Origin of the sequence: Pseudomonas sp. ICMP22404, assembly GCF_006227205.1 — a bacterium.
Lineage (GTDB): Bacteria > Pseudomonadota > Gammaproteobacteria > Pseudomonadales > Pseudomonadaceae > Aquipseudomonas.
The window spans coordinates 66,386-84,083 of the sequence record NZ_VCNG01000016.1 but is presented as its reverse complement, the minus strand read 5'-3'; the positions used below and the strand labels follow the sequence as shown (position 1 = coordinate 84,083).

Below are 17,698 nucleotides of genomic sequence, written 5' to 3'. Positions count from 1 at the left end.
CATTGCATCTTCTCCTTGTCAGTCATGGCCCGCGTCTCCGTGCGCACCGGGCATTTGATCAGCTTCGGACGCATCAGGCAATCGGCCGGTTTTTCATCCCGGCCAGCCGCACCGCGTAGTCAGGCCATCCACGGGTTGAGCAACGTAACCCCGCTGGCCTCGAAGTCCGCTACGTTGCGGGTGACCACGGTCAGGCCATGGATCAGCGCCGTGGCAGCGATCAGCGCGTCGCATTCGTTGCTGCGATCAGGTACGTGCAGCCGGGCGCAGCGCAGCGCCACGGCGCGGTCCACCGCCAGGATCCTGCCGGCAAAGGCGGGCAGGACGTGGTTGTCCAGCCAGGCCCGCAGGCGGCTTCCCTGGCTCGGGTCCTTGCGTTCGAAGCGCAACACGCCGGTTTCCAGTTCCAATACGGTAATCGCCGAAACATACAGGCTGGGCGCGGCTACGCTGCGGGCCCAGGCCTGCACGTTTCTGTCGGCCTGGGGTTTGCGCAATTCCGAAATGACATTGGTATCGAGTAAATACATCAGGACAGGTCTACCGCTCGAGGAGTGATGACGGCGCGCTCGGTGTCGAAATCGATATCTGGCGCATCGGGCATGACCAGCAGCTCGACAATGCTGGCGCCGATGCCGGTCAGTTTCTGGTACTCCTCAATGCTTAGCAGCACATGAGCCGGCTTGCCACGGTCGGTGATGATGACGGGCCCTTCGCGGGTCGCTTTTTTGGCACCACTTGTGTCGTGGTTGAATTCGCGGCTGGACATGGTAGTGATGGACATGGGCATGCCCTCATTGAAGTTGATGTAGGCACGTTACTACCTTGACTGATTGGCGGCAAGAGAAACGGCTGCGCCCTATCGGACCGGCCATGAAAAAGGCCCCGTCAATGTGCATTGACGGGGCCTTTCGTGTATCAGGCGCAAGCCTTACTGGGCGTCAGCGGCCGGAGCCTTTTCGCCGTGGGACAGGCTGTAGACATAGGCGGCCAGCAGGTGGACCTTGTCGTTGCCTTGCAGGTCGGCCTGGGCAGGCATCTGGCCCTGGCGACCGTAGCGGATGGTCTGCTGCAGTTGAGCGAAGCTCGAACCGTAGATGAACGCGGCCGGGTGCGTCAGGTTGGGTGCGCCCATGGCGGGAGTACCCTGGCCTGCCGGACCGTGGCAGGCCACGCAGTTGGCAGCGAAGATTTTCTGGCCGTTGGCCGGATCGGCCTTGGCGCCTTCCGGCAGTTTGCGACCGTGCAGGCTGGTCACCAGGTACGACGCCACGTCGGCGACACCTTGCTCGCCGACCACGGCAGCCCAGCCCGGCATCACGGCATGACGACCGCCCATGATGGTGGTCTTGATGGTTTCCGGCTCACCGCCCCAGCGCCAGTCGGCGTCGGTCAGGTTAGGGAAGCCGTAGGCACCCTTGGCGTCGGAACCGTGGCAGACCGAGCAGTTGGAGGCGAACAGACGGCCACCCATCTTCAGGGCTTGCGGGTCCTTGGCAACTTCTTCGATCGGCATGGAGGCGAACTTGGCGAAGATCGGACCGAACTTGGCATCCGAGCGCGCCATTTCCTTTTCCCACTCATGCACGCCGGTCCAGCCGGTCTGGCCGTTGGCGAACGCGGTCTGCTTTTCGGTATCCAGGTAGTTATAGCCTGGCAGCAGGCCTTTCCAGTTGCCCAGACCCGGGTAGAGCACCAGGTAGCCGAGGGCGAACACGATGGTGCCCACGAACAGCATGAACCACCATTTCGGCAGCGGGTTGTCGTATTCCTCGATCCCGTCGAAGGAATGGCCAACCGTCTCTTCGGTGGCCTCGCTGCGCTGGCCCTTGCGGGTCGACAGCAGCAGCCAGGTCAGGGAGAAGATCGTTCCCAGGCTGAGGACTGTGACGTACAGACTCCAGAACGTTGTCATTCTTTGTTACTCCTAGAAGCTTGCTCGACGTGCTTGATGGCTTCGGGATCATCCGCGAACGGCAGCAAGGTCGCGTCGTCAAACTCCGACTTGCGCTTGGGGCTGAACACCCACAGGGCCAGACCGATAAAAGCCACCATCACGACGACGGTGCCCAGGCCGCGAATCATCCCGATATCCATTAAGAATCACCGTTTGCTTTTGATGATGGTGCCCAGGCCTTGCAGATAGGCCACCAGCGCGTCCATTTCGGTCTTGCCTTTCACGGCATCCTTGGCGCCGGCGATGTCTTCGTCGGTGTAAGGCACGCCCAGGGTACGCAGGACTTCCATTTTTTTCGCGGTGTCCTTGCCGTCGAGCTTGTTTTCCACGAGGAACGGGTAGGCCGGCATTTTCGACTCGGGTACCACGTTGCGCGGGTTGTACAAGTGCGCACGGTGCCAGTCATCGGAGTAACGACCGCCAACGCGGGCCAGGTCCGGACCGGTACGCTTGGAACCCCACAGGAATGGGTGGTCCCAGACGCTTTCGCCAGCGACCGAGTAGTGGCCGTAGCGTTCGGTCTCGGCGCGGAACGGACGGATCATCTGCGAGTGGCAGCCGACACAGCCGTTGGCGATGTAGATGTCGCGGCCTTCCAGTTCAAGGGCGGTACGCGGCTTCATGCCTTCGACCGGCTTGTTGGTCACGTCCTGGAAGAACAGCGGAACGATCTGGGTCAGGCCGCCGATACTCACGGCGATGACCATGAAGAAGGCCAGCAGGCCGATATTCTTCTCTACTGCTTCGTGCTTCATCAGTGAGCTCCAACTACGGCGATCTTGGCGGCGGCTTCAGCTTCAGCCGGGTCAGAAGCACGAACGGTGCGATACACGTTGTAGGCCATGAACAGCATGCCGCTGGCGAAGAACGCGCCGCCCAGGGCACGGACGATGTAGCCAGGGTGGCTGGCTTGCAGCGCTTCGACGAACGAGTAGGTCAGAGTGCCGTCGTCGTTGATCGCACGCCACATCAGGCCCTGGGTGATGCCGTTGACCCACATGGAAGCGATGTAGAGCACGGTACCGATGGTCGCGAGCCAGAAGTGCGCGTTGATCAGGGGAGTACTGTGCATCTGCGCACGACCGAACAGTTTCGGGATCATGTGGTAGATGGCGCCGATGGAAATCATCGCTACCCAGCCGAGCGCGCCGGCGTGGACGTGGCCGATGGTCCAGTCGGTGTAGTGGCTCAGGGAGTTGACGGTCTTGATGGCCATCATCGGGCCTTCGAAGGTCGACATGCCGTAGAACGCCAGGGATACCACCAGGAAGCGCAGGATCGGGTCGGTGCGCAGCTTATGCCAGGCGCCCGAGAGGGTCATCATGCCGTTGATCATGCCGCCCCAGCTTGGCGCCAGCAGGATGATCGACATGGCCATGCCCAGGGACTGCGCCCAGTCCGGCAGCGCGGTGTAGTGCAGGTGGTGCGGACCGGCCCAGATGTACAGGGTGATCAGCGCCCAGAAGTGGACGATGGACAGGCGATAGGAGTAGATCGGACGCTCGGCCTGTTTCGGCACGAAGTAGTACATCATCCCCAGGAAGCCGGTGGTCAGGAAGAAGCCCACGGCGTTGTGGCCGTACCACCACTGGATCATCGCGTCGGTCGCGCCCGAGTAGGCCGAGTACGACTTGAACAGGCTGACCGGCAGCGACATGTGGTTGACGATGTGCAGCATCGCCGTCACGACGATGAAGGCACCGTAGAACCAGTTACCGACGTAGATGTGCTTGGTCTTGCGCTTGACGATGGTGCCGAAGAACACCAGGCCGTAGGTCACCCAGACGATGGCCAGCAGAATAGCCAGGGGCCATTCCAGTTCCGCGTATTCCTTGGTGGTGGTCAAACCCATGGGCAAGGTCACGATCGCGCCGACGATGACCGCTTGCCAACCCCAGAAGGTGAAGGCCGCGAGGCTGTCGGAGATCAGTCGCGTCTGGCAGGTTCGCTGCACGACGTAGTAGGAAGTGGCAAACAATGCACAACCACCGAAGGCGAAGATCACCAGGTTGGTGTGCAGCGGGCGCAGGCGTCCAAAGGTCGTCCATGGCAGATCGAAGTTCAACTCCGGCCAGACCAGTTGCGAGGCGATGAAGACACCGAGCCCCATGCCAAGGATCCCCCAGACCACCGTCATGATGGCGAACTGGCGGACTACCTTATAGTTATAAGCAGTCGGACTGATTGCTGTGCTCATTCTAAGGTTCCACGGTTTGGGTGTTTTATTAGGATAAAAATCGGCCGCAAGTATGGAGAAAGCGGGGGGTCATTGCAACGCGCCATGACCTGGGTCAATGCTTTCAAAAGCTGATTCTGCGGCCTTTCCATGCGCCGCGTAAGGACAAAATGGGCCCTCGACAAAGTGTCGCGCCGAAGGAATGAGGCGAGGGGGTCAGGTCGGTTGTAACGGGGTGTGTTCAAAGCCGGCGTTCGGGTGACACCGGGCCATTGTCGTCACAGCCGGTATCTGCCTGTCTTTACGGCGTTTTTGTCGAACGATTGTCGAACACATCGGGTCGGGTCGACCTGAAACCGGCAGTCGCCAGTACACGCAGAGGCAAGCTTAGACCCGATTCCGAGGAACCGAAAGAAAGACCTTGGGAGGGTGCGACAATGCGTCGCGCGCAGGCATGGAGTCGCCGCATCCGATGGATGCGGCTGTTCATGGGGGCAGGATTTATTCGCTTTTGCGTTCGGCTTGCAGGCGCTCGGCACCGGCAGGGTGGGACAGGCTGTAGACGTAAGCCGCGAGCAGTTGCACCTTGTCATTGCCGAGCAGTTCGTTTTGCGCCGGCATCTGGCCCTGGCGGCCATGGCGAATGGTTTGCTGCAACTGCGCCAGGCTGGTGCCGTAGATGAAGCCCGCCGGTTGCGTCAGGTTCGGCGCGCCCATGGCTTCGGTGCCTTGGCCGTTGGCGCCGTGACAGGCGGTGCAGGTGGTGCTGAACGTCTGTTTGCCGGCTTCCAGGTCGGCGCCGCTGTCAGCTGGCAGCGACAGGCCGGCCAGGTCGTGACGTACATACGCTGCTACGTTCTTGACCCCGGCATCCCCCAGTATTTCGCCCCAGGCCGGCATCGCCGCCATGCGCCCCCCCAGGATGGTGGTCTTGATGGTGTCGGCCGCGCCGCCCCAGCGCCAATTGTTGTCGGTCAGGTTGGGGAAGCCGAAGGCGCCCTTGGCGTCCGAGCCGTGGCAGACCGAGCAGTTGGAGGCGAACAGGCGGCCGCCCATTTTCAAGGCCTGCGGGTCCTTGGCGACTTCTTCCACGGGCATCGCGGCGAACTTGGCGAAGATCGGCCCGAACCTGGCGTCGGCCTTGGCCATTTCCTTTTCCCATTCATGGGCGCCGGTCCAGCCGTTTTCATAGCCAGGCAGGATGCCTTTCCAATTGCCCAGGCCCGGGTAAAGGATCAGGTAACCGACGGAAAACACCAGGGTGCCGGCGAACAACAGGAACCACCACTGCGGCAGCGGGTTGTCGTACTCCTCGATGCCATCGAAGCTGTGGCCCATGGTCTGGTCGACGCTGCCCTTGGTCTCGCCCTTGCGGGTACCGATCAACAGCCAGGTCAGGCCGATCAGGCTGCCGAGGGTCAGTACGCAGATCCACGTACTCCAGAAGGTGGTCATGGCCGGGTACTCCTTGTTGCAGGGTCTTGGGGATTGGCGATGTCGGCGGGTGGTTCGTCAGCGAACGGCAGCAGGCGCGCCTCGGCGAACTCCGGGCCGCGCTTGCTGCTGAAAGCCCACAGGAGCAGGCCGATGAAGGCCACGAACACCACGACCGTGCCCAGGCCGCGGATCATTCCAGTGCTCATTTCAAGAAACATGGGGCTCACCTCTTGCTCTTGATGGCAGTGCCGAGCACTTGCAGGTAGGCCACCAGTGCGTCCATTTCGGTCTTGCCCTTGAGCGAGGCCACACTGCCGGCGATGTCGTCATCGGTGTAGGGCACGCCGAGGGTGCGCATGGCGCGCAGCTTGGTTTCGGTGTGGCTGCTGTCCACCGCCTGGGTTACCAGCCACGGATAGGCCGGCATCTTCGACTCGGGCACGACGTTGCGCGGGTTGTACAAGTGCGCGCGGTGCCAGTCGTCGGAGTAGCGCGCGCCGACCCGGGCCAGGTCCGGCCCGGTGCGCTTGGAGCCCCACAGGAACGGATGGTCCCAGACGCTTTCGCCGGCTACCGAGTAGTGGCCGTAGCGCTCGGTCTCGGCGCGGAACGGGCGGATCATCTGGGAATGGCAGCCGACGCAACCTTCGCGGATGTAGATGTCGCGGCCTTCCAGTTGCAGGGCGGTGTAGGGCTTCATGCCATCCACCGGTTTGTTGGTCACGTCCTGGAAGAACAGCGGCACGATCTGGGTCAGGCCGCCGATGCTCACGGCCAGCACCATCAGCAGCATCAGCAGGCCGACGTTTTTCTCGATTGTTTCGTGTTTCATGGCGGACTCCTCAAGCCATCTGCGCGGCAGCGGCGGCTTCGGCAGGCTGGTAGGCCCGCACGGTGCGCCAGGTGTTGTAGGCCATCAGCAGCATGCCGCTGAGGAAGATCGCTCCGCCCACCAGCCGCACGATGAAGCCGGGGTGGCTGGCCGCCAGGGTTTCGACGAAGGAGTAGGTCAAGGTGCCGTCCTCGTTCACCGCGCGCCACATCAGGCCCTGGGCGATACCGTTGACCCACATCGAAGCGATGTAGAGCACGGTGCCGATGGTCGCGAGCCAGAAGTGCGCGTTGATCAGGCCGATGCTATGCATCTGTGGCCGGCCGAAGACTTTCGGGATCATGTGATACAGCGCGCCGATGGAAATCATCGCCACCCAGCCGAGTGCGCCGGCGTGGACGTGGCCGATGGTCCAGTCGGTGTAGTGGGAGAGGGCGTTGACGGTCTTGATCGCCATCATCGGGCCTTCGAAGGTCGACATGCCGTAGAACGCCAGGGACACCACCAGGAAGCGCAGGATCGGGTCGCTGCGCAACTTATGCCAGGCGCCCGAGAGGGTCATCATGCCGTTGATCATGCCGCCCCAGCTGGGTGCCAGCAGGATCAGCGACATCACCATGCCCAGGGACTGCGCCCAGTCCGGCAGCGCGGTGTAGTGCAGGTGGTGGGGGCCGGCCCAGATATATAAGGTGATCAGCGCCCAGAAATGCACGATGGACAAGCGATAGGAATACACCGGACGCTCGGCCTGTTTCGGCACGAAGTAGTACATCATCCCCAAAAAGCCTGCGGTGAGGAAAAAGCCTACGGCGTTGTGCCCGTACCACCATTGCACCATCGCGTCCGTGGCCCCGGCGTACACCGAGTAGGATTTGGTGAAGCTCACCGGCAGTTCCAGGTTGTTGACGATGTGCAGGATCGCCACGGTCAGGATGAAGCCGCCGAAGAACCAGTTGCCCACGTAGATGTGCTTGGTGGTGCGCTTGGCGACAGTGCCGAAGAACACAATGGCGTAGGCGACCCAGACGATGGTGATCAGGATGTCGATCGGCCATTCCAGCTCGGCGTACTCCTTGGAACTGGTGTAGCCCAGAGGCAGGCTGATGGCCGCCAGCAGGATCACCAGTTGCCAGCCCCAGAAGTAGAACGCAGCGATTTTCGGCGCAAACAGCTGGGTCTGGCAGGTGCGTTGTACCGAATAGAACGAGCTGGCGAACAGGGCGCAGCCACCGAACGCGAAGATCACCGCGTTGGTGTGCAACGGGCGCAGGCGACCGAAGCTGGTCCAGGGCAAATCGAAGTTGAGCTGCGGCCAGACCAATTGGGCGGCGAGAAAAACCCCGAGCCCCATGCCGACGATGCCCCACACCACCGTCATAATGGCGAATTGGCGGACCACCTTGTAGTTGTAGGCGGTACTGATAGAAGTGTTCATGGTTCCCCATCCACGGTTCAGCCGAAGAGCCCGCCTGCGCAAGGCAGCGCGGCATCTTCGCCTGGAGTTATAGGCAGACTGAAAGCGAGGCAAGCATGGACAAACAGCACAAGGCCAGTATTGACGGGGATCAATGGGCGCGGTGCGTGGCGCAACATGGCTGGCTGTGGACGGCCGCGCAATCGGGCGCCGGTGCCGGGGCGCCCACCTTGATTCTTGCCCACGGTGCCGGTGCGCCGATGGACAGCGGCTTCATGAACGAAATGGCCGCGCGCCTTGCTGCGCATGGGGTCAACGTGCTGCGTTTCGAATTTCCCTACATGGCCCAACGGCGCCTGGACGGTGGCAAGCGACCACCCAACCCGGCCCCCAGGCTGCTGGAATGCTGGCGTGAGGTGTACGCCACGGTGCGGCCTTATGTCGCTGGTCGGCTGGCCATCGGCGGCAAGTCCATGGGCGGGCGGATGGCCAGCCTGTTGGCCGACGAGCTGCAAGCGGACGCCCTGGTGTGCCTGGGCTATCCCTTTTATGCGGCAGGTAAGCCGGAGAAACCCCGGGTCGAGCATTTGGCCGGGTTGAAGACCCGGACCTTGATCGTCCAGGGCGAGCGCGATGCATTGGGCAATCGTGAGACCGTGCGAGGGTATGTCTTATCACCTGCCATCGAGGTGATGTGGTTGGCGGCGGGGGATCATGATTTGAAGCCGCTGAAAGCTTCAGGGTTTAGTCATGAGCAGCATCTGGAGGCAGCGGCGCTGGGCGTGTCGGGATTTCTTTTTCAGGTGTGAGGTGATTGGGCGGGCCTCATCGCGAGCAGGCTCGCTCCCACAGGGAATTGCATTCCAAATGTGGGAGCGAGCCTGCTCGCGATGGGGCCAGGACAGGCAATAAAAAACCCGGAAGCTGTCGCTGTCCGGGTTTTTTATCGAACAGGCATCGGTCAGCGGTTGAACCGCTCCACCAAGGAGTACTGGGTGTTGGCCGTACGGGTCAGTTCTTCGCTCAGTAACGCCGAGCTGTGAGCCTGTCCCGAGGTCTGGTCGGCCAGTTCCGATATGTTGCTGATGTTGCGGCTGATCTCCTCGGCCACCGAGCTCTGTTCCTCTGTGGCGGCAGCGATCTGGGTGGTCATGTCGGTGATGTTGGCCACCGCTTCGCTGATGCCCACCAGCGCTGCGTCCGCTTCCATCACCCGCGCCACGCCTTCTTCGGCCTGGCGATGGCCGGCGTCCATGGTCTGCACGGCATTGGTGGCGGTTTGCTGGAGCTTGGCGATCAGGGCGTGGATCTGCCCGGTGGATTCGCTGGTGCGTTGCGCCAGTTGCCGGACTTCATCGGCCACCACGGCAAAGCCGCGGCCCATCTCGCCGGCACGGGCCGCTTCGATGGCGGCGTTGAGCGCCAGCAGGTTGGTCTGGTCGGCGATGCCTTTGATCACGTCCACCACGCCGCCGATCTCGTCGCTGTCCTTGGCCAGTTGGGTCACGGTCTGGCCGGTTTCGCCCACCACCACGGACAGGCGTTCGATGGCCTCGCGGGTTTCCCCGGCGATGTCGCGTCCGCGACCGGTCAGGCGGTTGGCTTCCTGGGTGGCGTCGGCCGTGCGTTGCACGTGGCTGGCGACTTCCTGGGTGGTGGCGGCCATCTGGTTGACCGCCGTGGCCACCTGTTCGGTTTCCACGCGCTGGCGTTCCAGGCCGCTGGAGCTGTTGTGGGCCAGGGTGTTGGACTGTCGCGCCTGCTCGTTGAGGTGCTCGGCGGTGTCCTGCAGACGGGTCAGGCAGGTTTTCAGGCGAGCCTCCTGGCTGAGGATCGACATCTCCAGGCGTGCCTGGACGCCACGGCTGTCGGTGTACATCCGGGCGATCAGCGGGTCGGACGTAGTCTGCTCGGCCAGGCGCAGCAGGCGTTTGATCCCGCGTTGCTGCCATTGCAGGCCCATCAACCCCAGGGGTACCGACAGCAGGGCGGCCAGGGCAAAACCCCAGGAGGAATCTAGGAAGGCGCCCACGATGAAGCTCAACTGGCTGACCAGGATGAACGGCAGCCAGTCCTGGAGCAGGGGCACCCACTTATCGCTACGGGGGATTGCCGACTTGCCTTGGTTGATGCGCTGGTAGAGGGCTTCGGCTCGGGCGATCTGCTCGGCGCTGGGCTTGACCCGAACCGACTCGTAGCCGACCACCTGGTTGCCTTCGAACACCGGAGTGACGTAGGCGTTGACCCAGTAGTGATCGCCGCTCTTGCAGCGATTCTTGACGATGCCCATCCATGGCAAGCCTTGTTTCAGGGTATTCCACATATGGGCGAACACGGCCGACGGGACGTCGGGGTGGCGCACCAGGTTGTGAGGCGAACCAATCAGTTCTTCCTTGGAAAACCCGCTGATTTCAACGAACGCGTCGTTGCAGTAGGTGATCACGCCCTTGGCATTGGTGGTGGAGATCAATCGTTGCTGGGCCGGGAAGGTCCTTTCGCGTTGTGTGACGGGTTGGTTGTTACGCATCGTGTGCTAATCCGCAAGGCTTTGAAAGGTTGTCGGCAACGTCGGGTTTTTATTGAAGTTATTTTCCCCGTCGGTATCACGCCAGCATCGGGTAGGTAAACAAGGCGAAATGAAGCAGGTTGAGGCCGAAGTGGGTGGCAATTGCCGCGCCCAGGCCGCCGAAGCGATAGGCAAGGCCGTAGCCGATCCCCGCCAGGCCGGACAGCAGCACCCATTGCCAACCCGCGCCGGCGTGTACCAGGCCGAACAGCAGCGAGGCCAGGAGCAAGGCCAGGTTGTCACCATGGGCCAGATGACTGAAGCGCCGGCTCAGGCTGCCTTGAATGTAGCCACGAAACAGCGCTTCCTCCACTACTGTCACCAGTAAAAGGTTGTTGGCGATCCAGAGCCATGCATGGTCCGGCCACTTCGGTGCCCAGTGGATCATCCCCAGCACGATCGCCCCACCCAGGGCCAATATCGCGCTCAGCGTCAGACCCAGGGCCGTGGCCAGGATCGATAGGCCAAACGGGCGCCGGCCGACGATCCATGGACACGCCAGCAACAGCCAGAAACCGATCAGCGGCTTGTCCTGATTCAAATACATGGCAAACGGTGCGGCGTCATCGGTCAGGCGATGGGTCGGGATCGCCCGTCCGTTGAAAAAGCCCGGCATCCAGTGCAGGGCCAGCGCCAGGGCCAGGACGAGGAAAAGAGCGTGACCGAGAAATCGGCCGACCGGTATCTGCCGCTGGCGGACTGCATAACCGGCCAGTAGCAACAGTGCGATTGAGATGGCGGCGGTCCAGGCCAGCTTTCCGTAGGCCAGGGCCAGGCAATAGCCAACGGACAGTAAGGCCAGGTAGGGCCAGGGCAGAGCAGGCATATAACATCCTTTTAAGGCTGTGAAGCTTTGGCGAAAATGGCCGGCGCGTCTACGACGTTGCCATGTCGCGCAAAGAGCACATATTTGTATCCATGCAGATTCATGCGTAGGCGTGGAAATCAGCCAGCTGACTCAGATCCTTGAGTGCCGACGGGGGAGAGTATAAGCGGAGCGATACAAAAAGCGGTGATTGATCTTGTGATTGATACTCTTGAGCCATGAACAGGGCTGTGGGAGCGGGTTTGCTCGCGAAAGCGCTGGTCCAGTCATTGCAGCAACAAACGACCGACTGCCTTCGCGAGCAAGCCCGCTCCCACAGGGATTACGCGTTAACCGGCAATCAATTGCCGCAGGACATAGTGCAGGATCCCGCCCGCCTTGAAATATTCCACTTCATTCAAGGTATCGATCCGACACAACACCTCGATCCGCTCCTGGCTACCGTCCTCGCGGGTGATGACCAGTGGCAGGTTCATCCGCGGCGTCAGTTCGACGTCGTTCAGGCCGAGGATATCCAGGGTTTCCTTGCCGGACAGGTTCAGGCTCTTGCGGTTCTGATCGAGCTTGAATTGCAACGGCAATACGCCCATGCCCACGAGGTTGGAGCGGTGGATGCGCTCGAAGCTTTCGGCGATCACCGCCTTGACCCCCAACAGGTTGGTACCCTTGGCCGCCCAGTCCCGACTGGAGCCGGTGCCGTATTCCTGTCCCGCGATCACCACCAGTGGCGTGCCCTTGGCCTGATACAACATGGCGGCGTCGTAGATCGGCATTCTTTCGCCGCTGGGAATGTAGATCGTGTTGCCGCCTTCCTCGCCGCCGAGCATTTCGTTGCGGATCCGGATATTGGCGAACGTGCCACGCATCATCACCTGATGATTACCGCGCCTTGAGCCATAGGAGTTGAAATCCCGGGGCTCCACGCCCTGCTCGCGCAGGTACCGCCCGGCCGGACTGTCGGCCTTGATATTGCCGGCCGGGGAGATGTGGTCGGTGGTGACCGAATCGCCGAGCAGGGCCAGTACCCGGGCGCCTTCGATGTTGCGAATGGCCGGTGGAGGTCCGTCGATGCCGTCGAAGAAGGGCGGGTGCTGGATATAGGTCGAGTCCGCCTGCCAGACGTAAGTCGCCGCTTGCGGCACCTCGATGGCTTGCCATTGCTCGTCGCCGGCGAACACGGCAGCGTACTCCTTGTGGAACATGCCAGTATCTACCTGGGCCACGGCGTCGGCGACTTCCTTGCTGCTGGGCCAGATGTCCCGCAGGTACACCGGATGGCCATCGTGGTCATTGCCCAGCGGTTCGCTGCTGATGTCGATACGCACCGTGCCGGCCAGGGCATAGGCCACCACCAGGGGCGGCGAGGCCAGCCAGTTGGTCTTGACCAGCGGATGCACGCGGCCCTCGAAGTTGCGGTTGCCCGACAGCACCGAGGCCACGGTCAGGTCGGCTTTCTGGATGGCTTTTTCGATCGGGTCCGGCAAGGGGCCGGAGTTACCGATACAGGTAGTGCAGCCGTAGCCCACCAGGGCAAAGCCCAGTTGATCCAGGTACTCGGTCAGGCCAGCGGCCTGGTAGTAATCGGTCACCACCTTGGAGCCCGGGGCCAGGGAGCTCTTGACCCAGGGCTTGCGGGTCAGGCCTTTTTCCACGGCTTTTTTCGCCAGCAGCCCGGCGGCCATCATCACACTGGGGTTGGAGGTGTTGGTGCAGGAGGTAATGGCCGCGATCACCACCGCACCGTTTTTCAGGCGATGCGTATGGCCTTCGAACTCGTACTCGGCCTCACCCACCTGATCGGCATTGCCCACCGCCACGCCACCGCCGCCTTCGCTTTCCAGGCGACCTTCTTCCTTGCTGGTGGGCTTGACCTGCAGCCCCAGGAAGTCGCTGAACGCCTGGCCGACATTGGGCAGTGAAACCCGGTCCTGTGGGCGTTTCGGCCCGGCCAGGCTGGCTTCGACGCTGCCCATGTCCAGCTCCAGGGTGTCGGTGAACACCGGTTCCTTGCCAGGCAAGCGCCACAAGCCCTGGGCTTTGCAATAGGCCTCTACCAGTTTCACCGTTTCCGCCGGGCGTCCAGACAGGCGCAGGTAATCCAGGGTGACGTCGTCCACCGGAAAGAAGCCGCACGTGGCGCCGTATTCCGGGGCCATGTTGGCAATGGTGGCGCGGTCGGCCAGGGGCAGGTCGGCGAGGCCATCGCCATAGAACTCGACGAATTTGCCCACTACGCCTTTCTTGCGCAGCATCTGTGTGACGGTGAGGACCAGATCGGTGGCAGTAATGCCCTCGCGCAGCTTGCCGGTGAGCTTGAAGCCGATGACCTCGGGAATCAGCATCGACACCGGCTGGCCCAGCATGGCCGCTTCCGCCTCGATCCCTCCGACGCCCCAGCCCAGCACACCCAGGCCATTGATCATGGTGGTGTGGGAGTCGGTGCCCACCAGCGTATCGGGGAAGGCATAGGTGCGGCCGTCTTCCTCCTTGGTCCACACCGTGCGCCCCAGGTATTCGAGGTTGACCTGGTGGCAGATCCCGGTGCCCGGCGGCACCACGCTGAAGTTGGCGAAGGCGCTCTGGCCCCAGCGCAGGAAGGCGTAGCGTTCGCCGTTGCGCTGCATTTCGATGTCGACGTTCTGCTCGAACGCCTGGCGGCTGGCGAACTTGTCCACCATCACCGAGTGGTCGATCACCAGGTCCACCGGCGACAGCGGGTTGATCCGCTGGGGATCGCCGCCGGCCTTTTCCACGGCGGCGCGCATGGCGGCCAGGTCGACCACGGCCGGGACACCGGTGAAGTCTTGCATCAGCACTCGTGCCGGGCGGTATTGGATCTCGCGGTCGGAACGACGTTCTTTCAGCCACCCGGCCAGCGCCTTGAGGTCGGTGCCGGTGACGGTTTTTTCATTTTCCCAGCGCAGCAGGTTTTCCAGCAGCACTTTCAGGGACATGGGCAGCTTGTCCAGATCACCGAGGCTGCGGGCGGCATCCGGCAGGCTGAAATAGTGGTAGACCTTGGCGTCGACCTGCAATGTTTTAAGGGTTTTCAGGCTATCGAGGGATGGCATTGAAATCACTCCTTTGAGTCCGCACGGTTACGGACTGACGGGACGGACAGAGCCTTTAACCTAGCCCTGTTTCGAGCGTATGACTAATCACTGGACTCTATGGGCAGGTTCGGGGTTCCGAAGTCCGCTATCATGCGCCGATTTTCGTGACAGGCTTTGCTACGGAGTTTCAATGAACACGCTTTTCATGCACTGCCGCCCGGGCTTCGAAGGCGAGGTCTGTTCCGAGATCGCCGAACACGCCGCCAGACTCAACGTGGCCGGTTATGCCAAGGCCAAGCCGGCCAGTGCCTGCGCTGAATTCGTTTGCACCGAAGAGGACGGTGCCGAGCGGTTGATGCGTGGCCAGCGTTTCGCCGGCCTGATTTTTCCGCGCCAATGGGCCCGTGGCACCTTCATTGACTTGCCGGAAACCGACCGTATCAGCGTCATCCTGTCCCACATGGCGCAGTTTCCGGTCTGCGGCAGTTTGTGGCTGGAGGTGGTCGACACCAACGATGGCAAGGAACTGTCGAATTTCTGCAAGAAATTCGAAGGCCCGCTGCGCAAGGCGCTGACCGGCGCCGGCAAATTGGTGGATGATCCGCACCAGCCGCGCCTGCTGCTGACGTTCAAAAGTGGCCGTGAAGTGTTCCTGGGGCTGGCGGAAGCGGACAACTCGGCGATGTGGCCAATGGGGATACCCCGCCTGAAGTTCCCTCGGGAAGCACCGAGCCGCTCGACCCTCAAGCTCGAAGAGGCCTGGCATCACTTCATTCCACGGGAAGAGTGGGACGAGCGCCTGCACAGTGACATGACCGGCGTCGACCTGGGGGCCGCGCCGGGTGGTTGGACCTGGCAACTGGTGAATCGGGGCATGCTGGTGACCGCCATCGACAACGGCCCGATGGCCGAAAGCCTGATGGACACCGGTCTGGTGCAACACCTGATGGCGGATGGTTTTACCTTCAAGCCCAGGCAGCCGGTGGATTGGATGGTCTGTGACATCGTCGAGAAGCCGGCGCGCAATGCGGCGATGCTGGAGGAGTGGATCGGCGAGGGCCATTGTCGCGAGGCAGTGGTCAACCTCAAGCTGCCGATGAAGCAGCGTTATGCCGAAGTGAAACGCCTGCTCGAACGCATTGCCGATGGCTTCAAGGCCCGGGGGATCAAGGTGGAGATCGGGTGCAAGCAGCTGTACCACGACCGTGAAGAGGTGACGTGCCATTTGCGCCGGCTGGACAGCAAGAAGCCTGTGGGAACCAAGCCTGGTGGGAGCAAAGCTTTCTCGCGATGAGTCAACGCGGTCTTTCAGAATCGCGGCGCCCGCATCGCGGGCAAGCCTTGCTCCCACAACCTTGCTCCCACAGAACCGAAATATGCGGGCTTTGTTCCAACCCGACATTGCGCGACAATGCCGGCCAGTTTCAGGAGTAGAACATGAGTGAAATGAACGATACGCCGGTCGACGGCACGCTGGATGCCACGGGCCTCAACTGCCCTGAGCCGGTGATGATGCTGCACCAGCACATCCGCGACCTGGTGCCGGGCGGGCTGTTGAAGGTGATTGCCACCGACCCCTCGACCCGCCGCGACATCCCCAAGTTCTGTGTGTTTCTCGACCACGAACTGGTGGCCCAGGACGAAGTGGACGGTACGTACCGCTACTGGATCCGCAAGAAGCTCGCTTAGCCCATCGAACGGCTGATGCGGATCTGTTTGCGCGCGCTGCGGGCCAGACGGATCGACAGCATCAGCGCCGCGCAGCTCAGGCCCACGATCAGGCCTTGCCACAACCCGCTCGGGCCGTTGGCCGCGCCGAACCAGTTGGTCAGCCCCAAGGTGTAACCCACCGGTAAACCGATACCCCAATAGGCGAACAGGGTTAGGATCATCGTCACTCGTGTGTCCTGGTAGCCGCGCAACGCGCCCGCCGCGGTGACCTGGATCGCATCGGAAAACTGGAACAGCGCTGCGTATACGATCAACATCGAGGCGACGTCGATCACCACCGGGTCGGCGGTGTAGATCGCGGCGATGGGTCCGCGCAGCGCGAACATCAGGCTCGCCGACAGGCAGGCATACGCCAGGGCCGCGCCCATGCCCACGCCAGCGGCGAAACGCGCCTCGCGAGGCTGGCCCCGTCCCAGTGTCTGGCCGACCCGCACCGTTACGGCCATGGCCAGGGAGTAGGGAATCATGAACACCAGGGAACTGAAGTTCAGCGCGATCTGATGCCCGGCCACCACCGTGGCGCCGAGGCTGCCGATCAGCAGCGCGATCACCGCAAAAATGCTCGACTCGGCAAACACCGCGATGCCAATCGGCAGGCCGATGCCCAGCAGGCGTTGGATGACTGCCCAGCGCGGCCAATCGAAACGGCTGAATAAATGGCTCGACCGATAGGCCGGCGCCCAGCGTGTCCAGCCGGCCATGCCCAGGGCCATCACCCACATGACAATAGCGGTGGCCCAGCCGCACCCGACGCCGCCCATGGCCGGTACGCCCAGGTGCCCGTAGATGAAGATGTAGTTGAGCGGAATGTTCAGTGCCAACCCGCACAACCCCAACACCATCGCCGGCCGCGTGCGGCCCAGGCCGTCGCTGAAGCAGCGCAGTACATGGTACAGCGCCACGGCCGGCAGGCCGGTACCGATCCCTCGCAGGTATTCCATGCAAGGGCCGATCAGCTCCGGGTCCACCTTCATGATGTGCAGGATCGGCTCGGCACTGAACAGCGCCAGCGTTGCCATCAACCCGACCACCAGCGCCAGCCACAGGGCCTGGCGCACCAGTGGACCGATTTCGTCGAAGGTTCCGGCGCCGAAGCGTTGGGCGACTTTCGGCGTAGTCGCCAGCAGCGTGCCAGTCATCAACAGAAACACCGGCACCCAGATCGAGTTGCCCAATGCTACCGCCGCCAGGTCCCGTGGGCCGACACGACCGGCCATCACCGCATCGACGAAGCCCATGGCGGTGGTTGCCAGTTGCGCCACCATGATTGGCAGTGCCAGGGCCAGCAATGTCCTGACCTCCAGGCGAACCCGGGCCGGGCGGGAGAGAAGGGTGGGGGTGTCGATCACGGGATTCACAGGCGAAGCGTCCGAAAGATTAAGCGCAAGGCGGCGGATTCTACGCGTTGACGCCATGGTCAGGAAAAAAGCTGTGTTGGGGATTTGTAAGCGGTCCCTTGGGTGCGCAACCTGTGGGAGCAAGGCTTATCCCAATGTCGGCAAAAACCGTGGGAGCAAAGCTTGCTCGCGATAGCGGTAAGTCAGCCAGCAATAATGTCGGCCGGCCTGCCGCTATCGCGAGCAAGCTTTGCTCCCACGGCTTAACTGACCGACATTGGGATAGGCCTTGCTCCCCAGAGAGCTGCGACTGCCCGCTCACCGTCATTCACTTCCGGTAATGCGCAGACACACCGGAACGCCTACACT

17 protein-coding genes are annotated in these 17,698 nt (G+C 62.2%); 3 read left to right on the top strand and 14 right to left on the bottom strand.

All coding sequences use genetic code 11. From position 1 onward, the window contains the following. Nucleotides 1–119: 119 nt before the first annotated feature. From FGE05_RS23935 to ccoN (FGE05_RS23890), 10 genes are all read right to left on the bottom strand, one after another. On the bottom strand, nucleotides 120–530 hold the full coding sequence (locus FGE05_RS23935) for a type II toxin-antitoxin system VapC family toxin (protein ID WP_139648846.1): 411 nt from the start codon (nucleotides 528–530) through the stop codon (nucleotides 120–122). After that, nucleotides 530–784, bottom strand: a complete 255-nt coding sequence (locus tag FGE05_RS23930; RefSeq protein ID WP_024777889.1) for a type II toxin-antitoxin system Phd/YefM family antitoxin — start codon at nucleotides 782–784, stop codon at nucleotides 530–532. Before FGE05_RS23930 ends, FGE05_RS23935 begins: the two co-directional genes overlap by 1 nt. A 147-nt stretch (nucleotides 785–931) precedes the next feature. Continuing rightward, the gene (gene ccoP / locus FGE05_RS23925; RefSeq protein ID WP_139648844.1) at nucleotides 932–1,915 is read right to left on the bottom strand and encodes a cytochrome-c oxidase, cbb3-type subunit III; all 984 of its coding nucleotides are present in this window, start codon (nucleotides 1,913–1,915) and stop codon (nucleotides 932–934) included. Continuing rightward, the gene (locus FGE05_RS23920) at nucleotides 1,912–2,097 is read right to left on the bottom strand and encodes a CcoQ/FixQ family Cbb3-type cytochrome c oxidase assembly chaperone (protein ID WP_003183474.1); all 186 of its coding nucleotides are present in this window, start codon (nucleotides 2,095–2,097) and stop codon (nucleotides 1,912–1,914) included. Before FGE05_RS23920 ends, ccoP (FGE05_RS23925) begins: the two co-directional genes overlap by 4 nt. Nucleotides 2,098–2,103: 6 nt before the next feature. After that, nucleotides 2,104–2,712 carry a cytochrome-c oxidase, cbb3-type subunit II gene (gene ccoO, locus FGE05_RS23915; protein ID WP_003199605.1) on the bottom strand — a complete coding sequence of 203 codons (609 nt, stop codon included), beginning with the start codon at nucleotides 2,710–2,712 and terminating at the stop codon, nucleotides 2,104–2,106. Continuing rightward, nucleotides 2,712–4,154 carry a cytochrome-c oxidase, cbb3-type subunit I gene (ccoN, locus tag FGE05_RS23910; protein ID WP_047703838.1) on the bottom strand — a complete coding sequence of 481 codons (1,443 nt, stop codon included), beginning with the start codon at nucleotides 4,152–4,154 and terminating at the stop codon, nucleotides 2,712–2,714. Before ccoN (FGE05_RS23910) ends, ccoO (FGE05_RS23915) begins: the two co-directional genes overlap by 1 nt. 480 nt (nucleotides 4,155–4,634) lie before the next feature. Continuing rightward, nucleotides 4,635–5,588: a cytochrome-c oxidase, cbb3-type subunit III gene (gene ccoP / locus FGE05_RS23905; RefSeq protein WP_139648842.1), complete on the bottom strand. Its 954-nt coding sequence runs from the start codon at nucleotides 5,586–5,588 to the stop codon at nucleotides 4,635–4,637. Continuing rightward, nucleotides 5,585–5,788 carry a cbb3-type cytochrome c oxidase subunit 3 gene (locus tag FGE05_RS23900; protein ID WP_139648840.1) on the bottom strand — a complete coding sequence of 68 codons (204 nt, stop codon included), beginning with the start codon at nucleotides 5,786–5,788 and terminating at the stop codon, nucleotides 5,585–5,587. Before FGE05_RS23900 ends, ccoP (FGE05_RS23905) begins: the two co-directional genes overlap by 4 nt. 5 nt (nucleotides 5,789–5,793) lie before the next feature. Then, complete coding sequence (gene ccoO / locus FGE05_RS23895) at nucleotides 5,794–6,402, bottom strand: cytochrome-c oxidase, cbb3-type subunit II (RefSeq protein ID WP_024777895.1); 609 nt, start codon at nucleotides 6,400–6,402, stop codon at nucleotides 5,794–5,796. Between the two features lie 10 nt (nucleotides 6,403–6,412). Further along, complete coding sequence (gene ccoN / locus FGE05_RS23890; protein WP_139648838.1) at nucleotides 6,413–7,837, bottom strand: cytochrome-c oxidase, cbb3-type subunit I; 1,425 nt, start codon at nucleotides 7,835–7,837, stop codon at nucleotides 6,413–6,415. Nucleotides 7,838–7,932: 95 nt separating this feature from the next. On the opposite strand from ccoN (FGE05_RS23890), the gene FGE05_RS23885 reads away from it, so the two are divergent. Then, entirely contained in the window at nucleotides 7,933–8,625 is a 693-nt protein-coding gene (locus FGE05_RS23885; RefSeq protein WP_139648836.1) for an alpha/beta family hydrolase, read from the top strand. Nucleotides 8,626–8,777: 152 nt separating this feature from the next. Here the strand turns inward: FGE05_RS23885 and FGE05_RS23880 are convergent, their stop codons facing one another. From FGE05_RS23880 to acnA, 3 genes are all read right to left on the bottom strand, one after another. Then, nucleotides 8,778–10,343 carry a PAS domain-containing methyl-accepting chemotaxis protein gene (locus FGE05_RS23880; protein ID WP_139648834.1) on the bottom strand — a complete coding sequence of 522 codons (1,566 nt, stop codon included), beginning with the start codon at nucleotides 10,341–10,343 and terminating at the stop codon, nucleotides 8,778–8,780. 76 nt (nucleotides 10,344–10,419) lie between these two features. Then, on the bottom strand, nucleotides 10,420–11,208 hold the full coding sequence (locus FGE05_RS23875) for a CPBP family intramembrane glutamic endopeptidase (RefSeq protein ID WP_139648832.1): 789 nt from the start codon (nucleotides 11,206–11,208) through the stop codon (nucleotides 10,420–10,422). Between the two features lie 329 nt (nucleotides 11,209–11,537). Then, nucleotides 11,538–14,279: an aconitate hydratase AcnA gene (acnA, locus tag FGE05_RS23870; protein ID WP_139648830.1), complete on the bottom strand. Its 2,742-nt coding sequence runs from the start codon at nucleotides 14,277–14,279 to the stop codon at nucleotides 11,538–11,540. A 172-nt stretch (nucleotides 14,280–14,451) separates the two neighbouring features. Between acnA and rlmM the strand changes: the two genes are divergently transcribed. Both rlmM and tusA read left to right on the top strand, forming a co-directional pair. Beyond that, nucleotides 14,452–15,555 (top strand): 23S rRNA (cytidine(2498)-2'-O)-methyltransferase RlmM, encoded by a 1,104-nt coding sequence (rlmM, locus tag FGE05_RS23865; protein ID WP_139648828.1) that lies wholly within the window; start codon nucleotides 14,452–14,454, stop codon nucleotides 15,553–15,555. A 143-nt stretch (nucleotides 15,556–15,698) separates the two neighbouring features. Next, the gene (tusA, locus tag FGE05_RS23860; RefSeq protein ID WP_041023259.1) at nucleotides 15,699–15,950 is read left to right on the top strand and encodes a sulfurtransferase TusA; all 252 of its coding nucleotides are present in this window, start codon (nucleotides 15,699–15,701) and stop codon (nucleotides 15,948–15,950) included. Here the strand turns inward: tusA and FGE05_RS23855 are convergent. Then, complete coding sequence (locus FGE05_RS23855; RefSeq protein ID WP_139648826.1) at nucleotides 15,947–17,350, bottom strand: MATE family efflux transporter; 1,404 nt, start codon at nucleotides 17,348–17,350, stop codon at nucleotides 15,947–15,949. The genes tusA and FGE05_RS23855 overlap by 4 nt on opposite strands. Nucleotides 17,351–17,698: the final 348 nt, after the last annotated feature.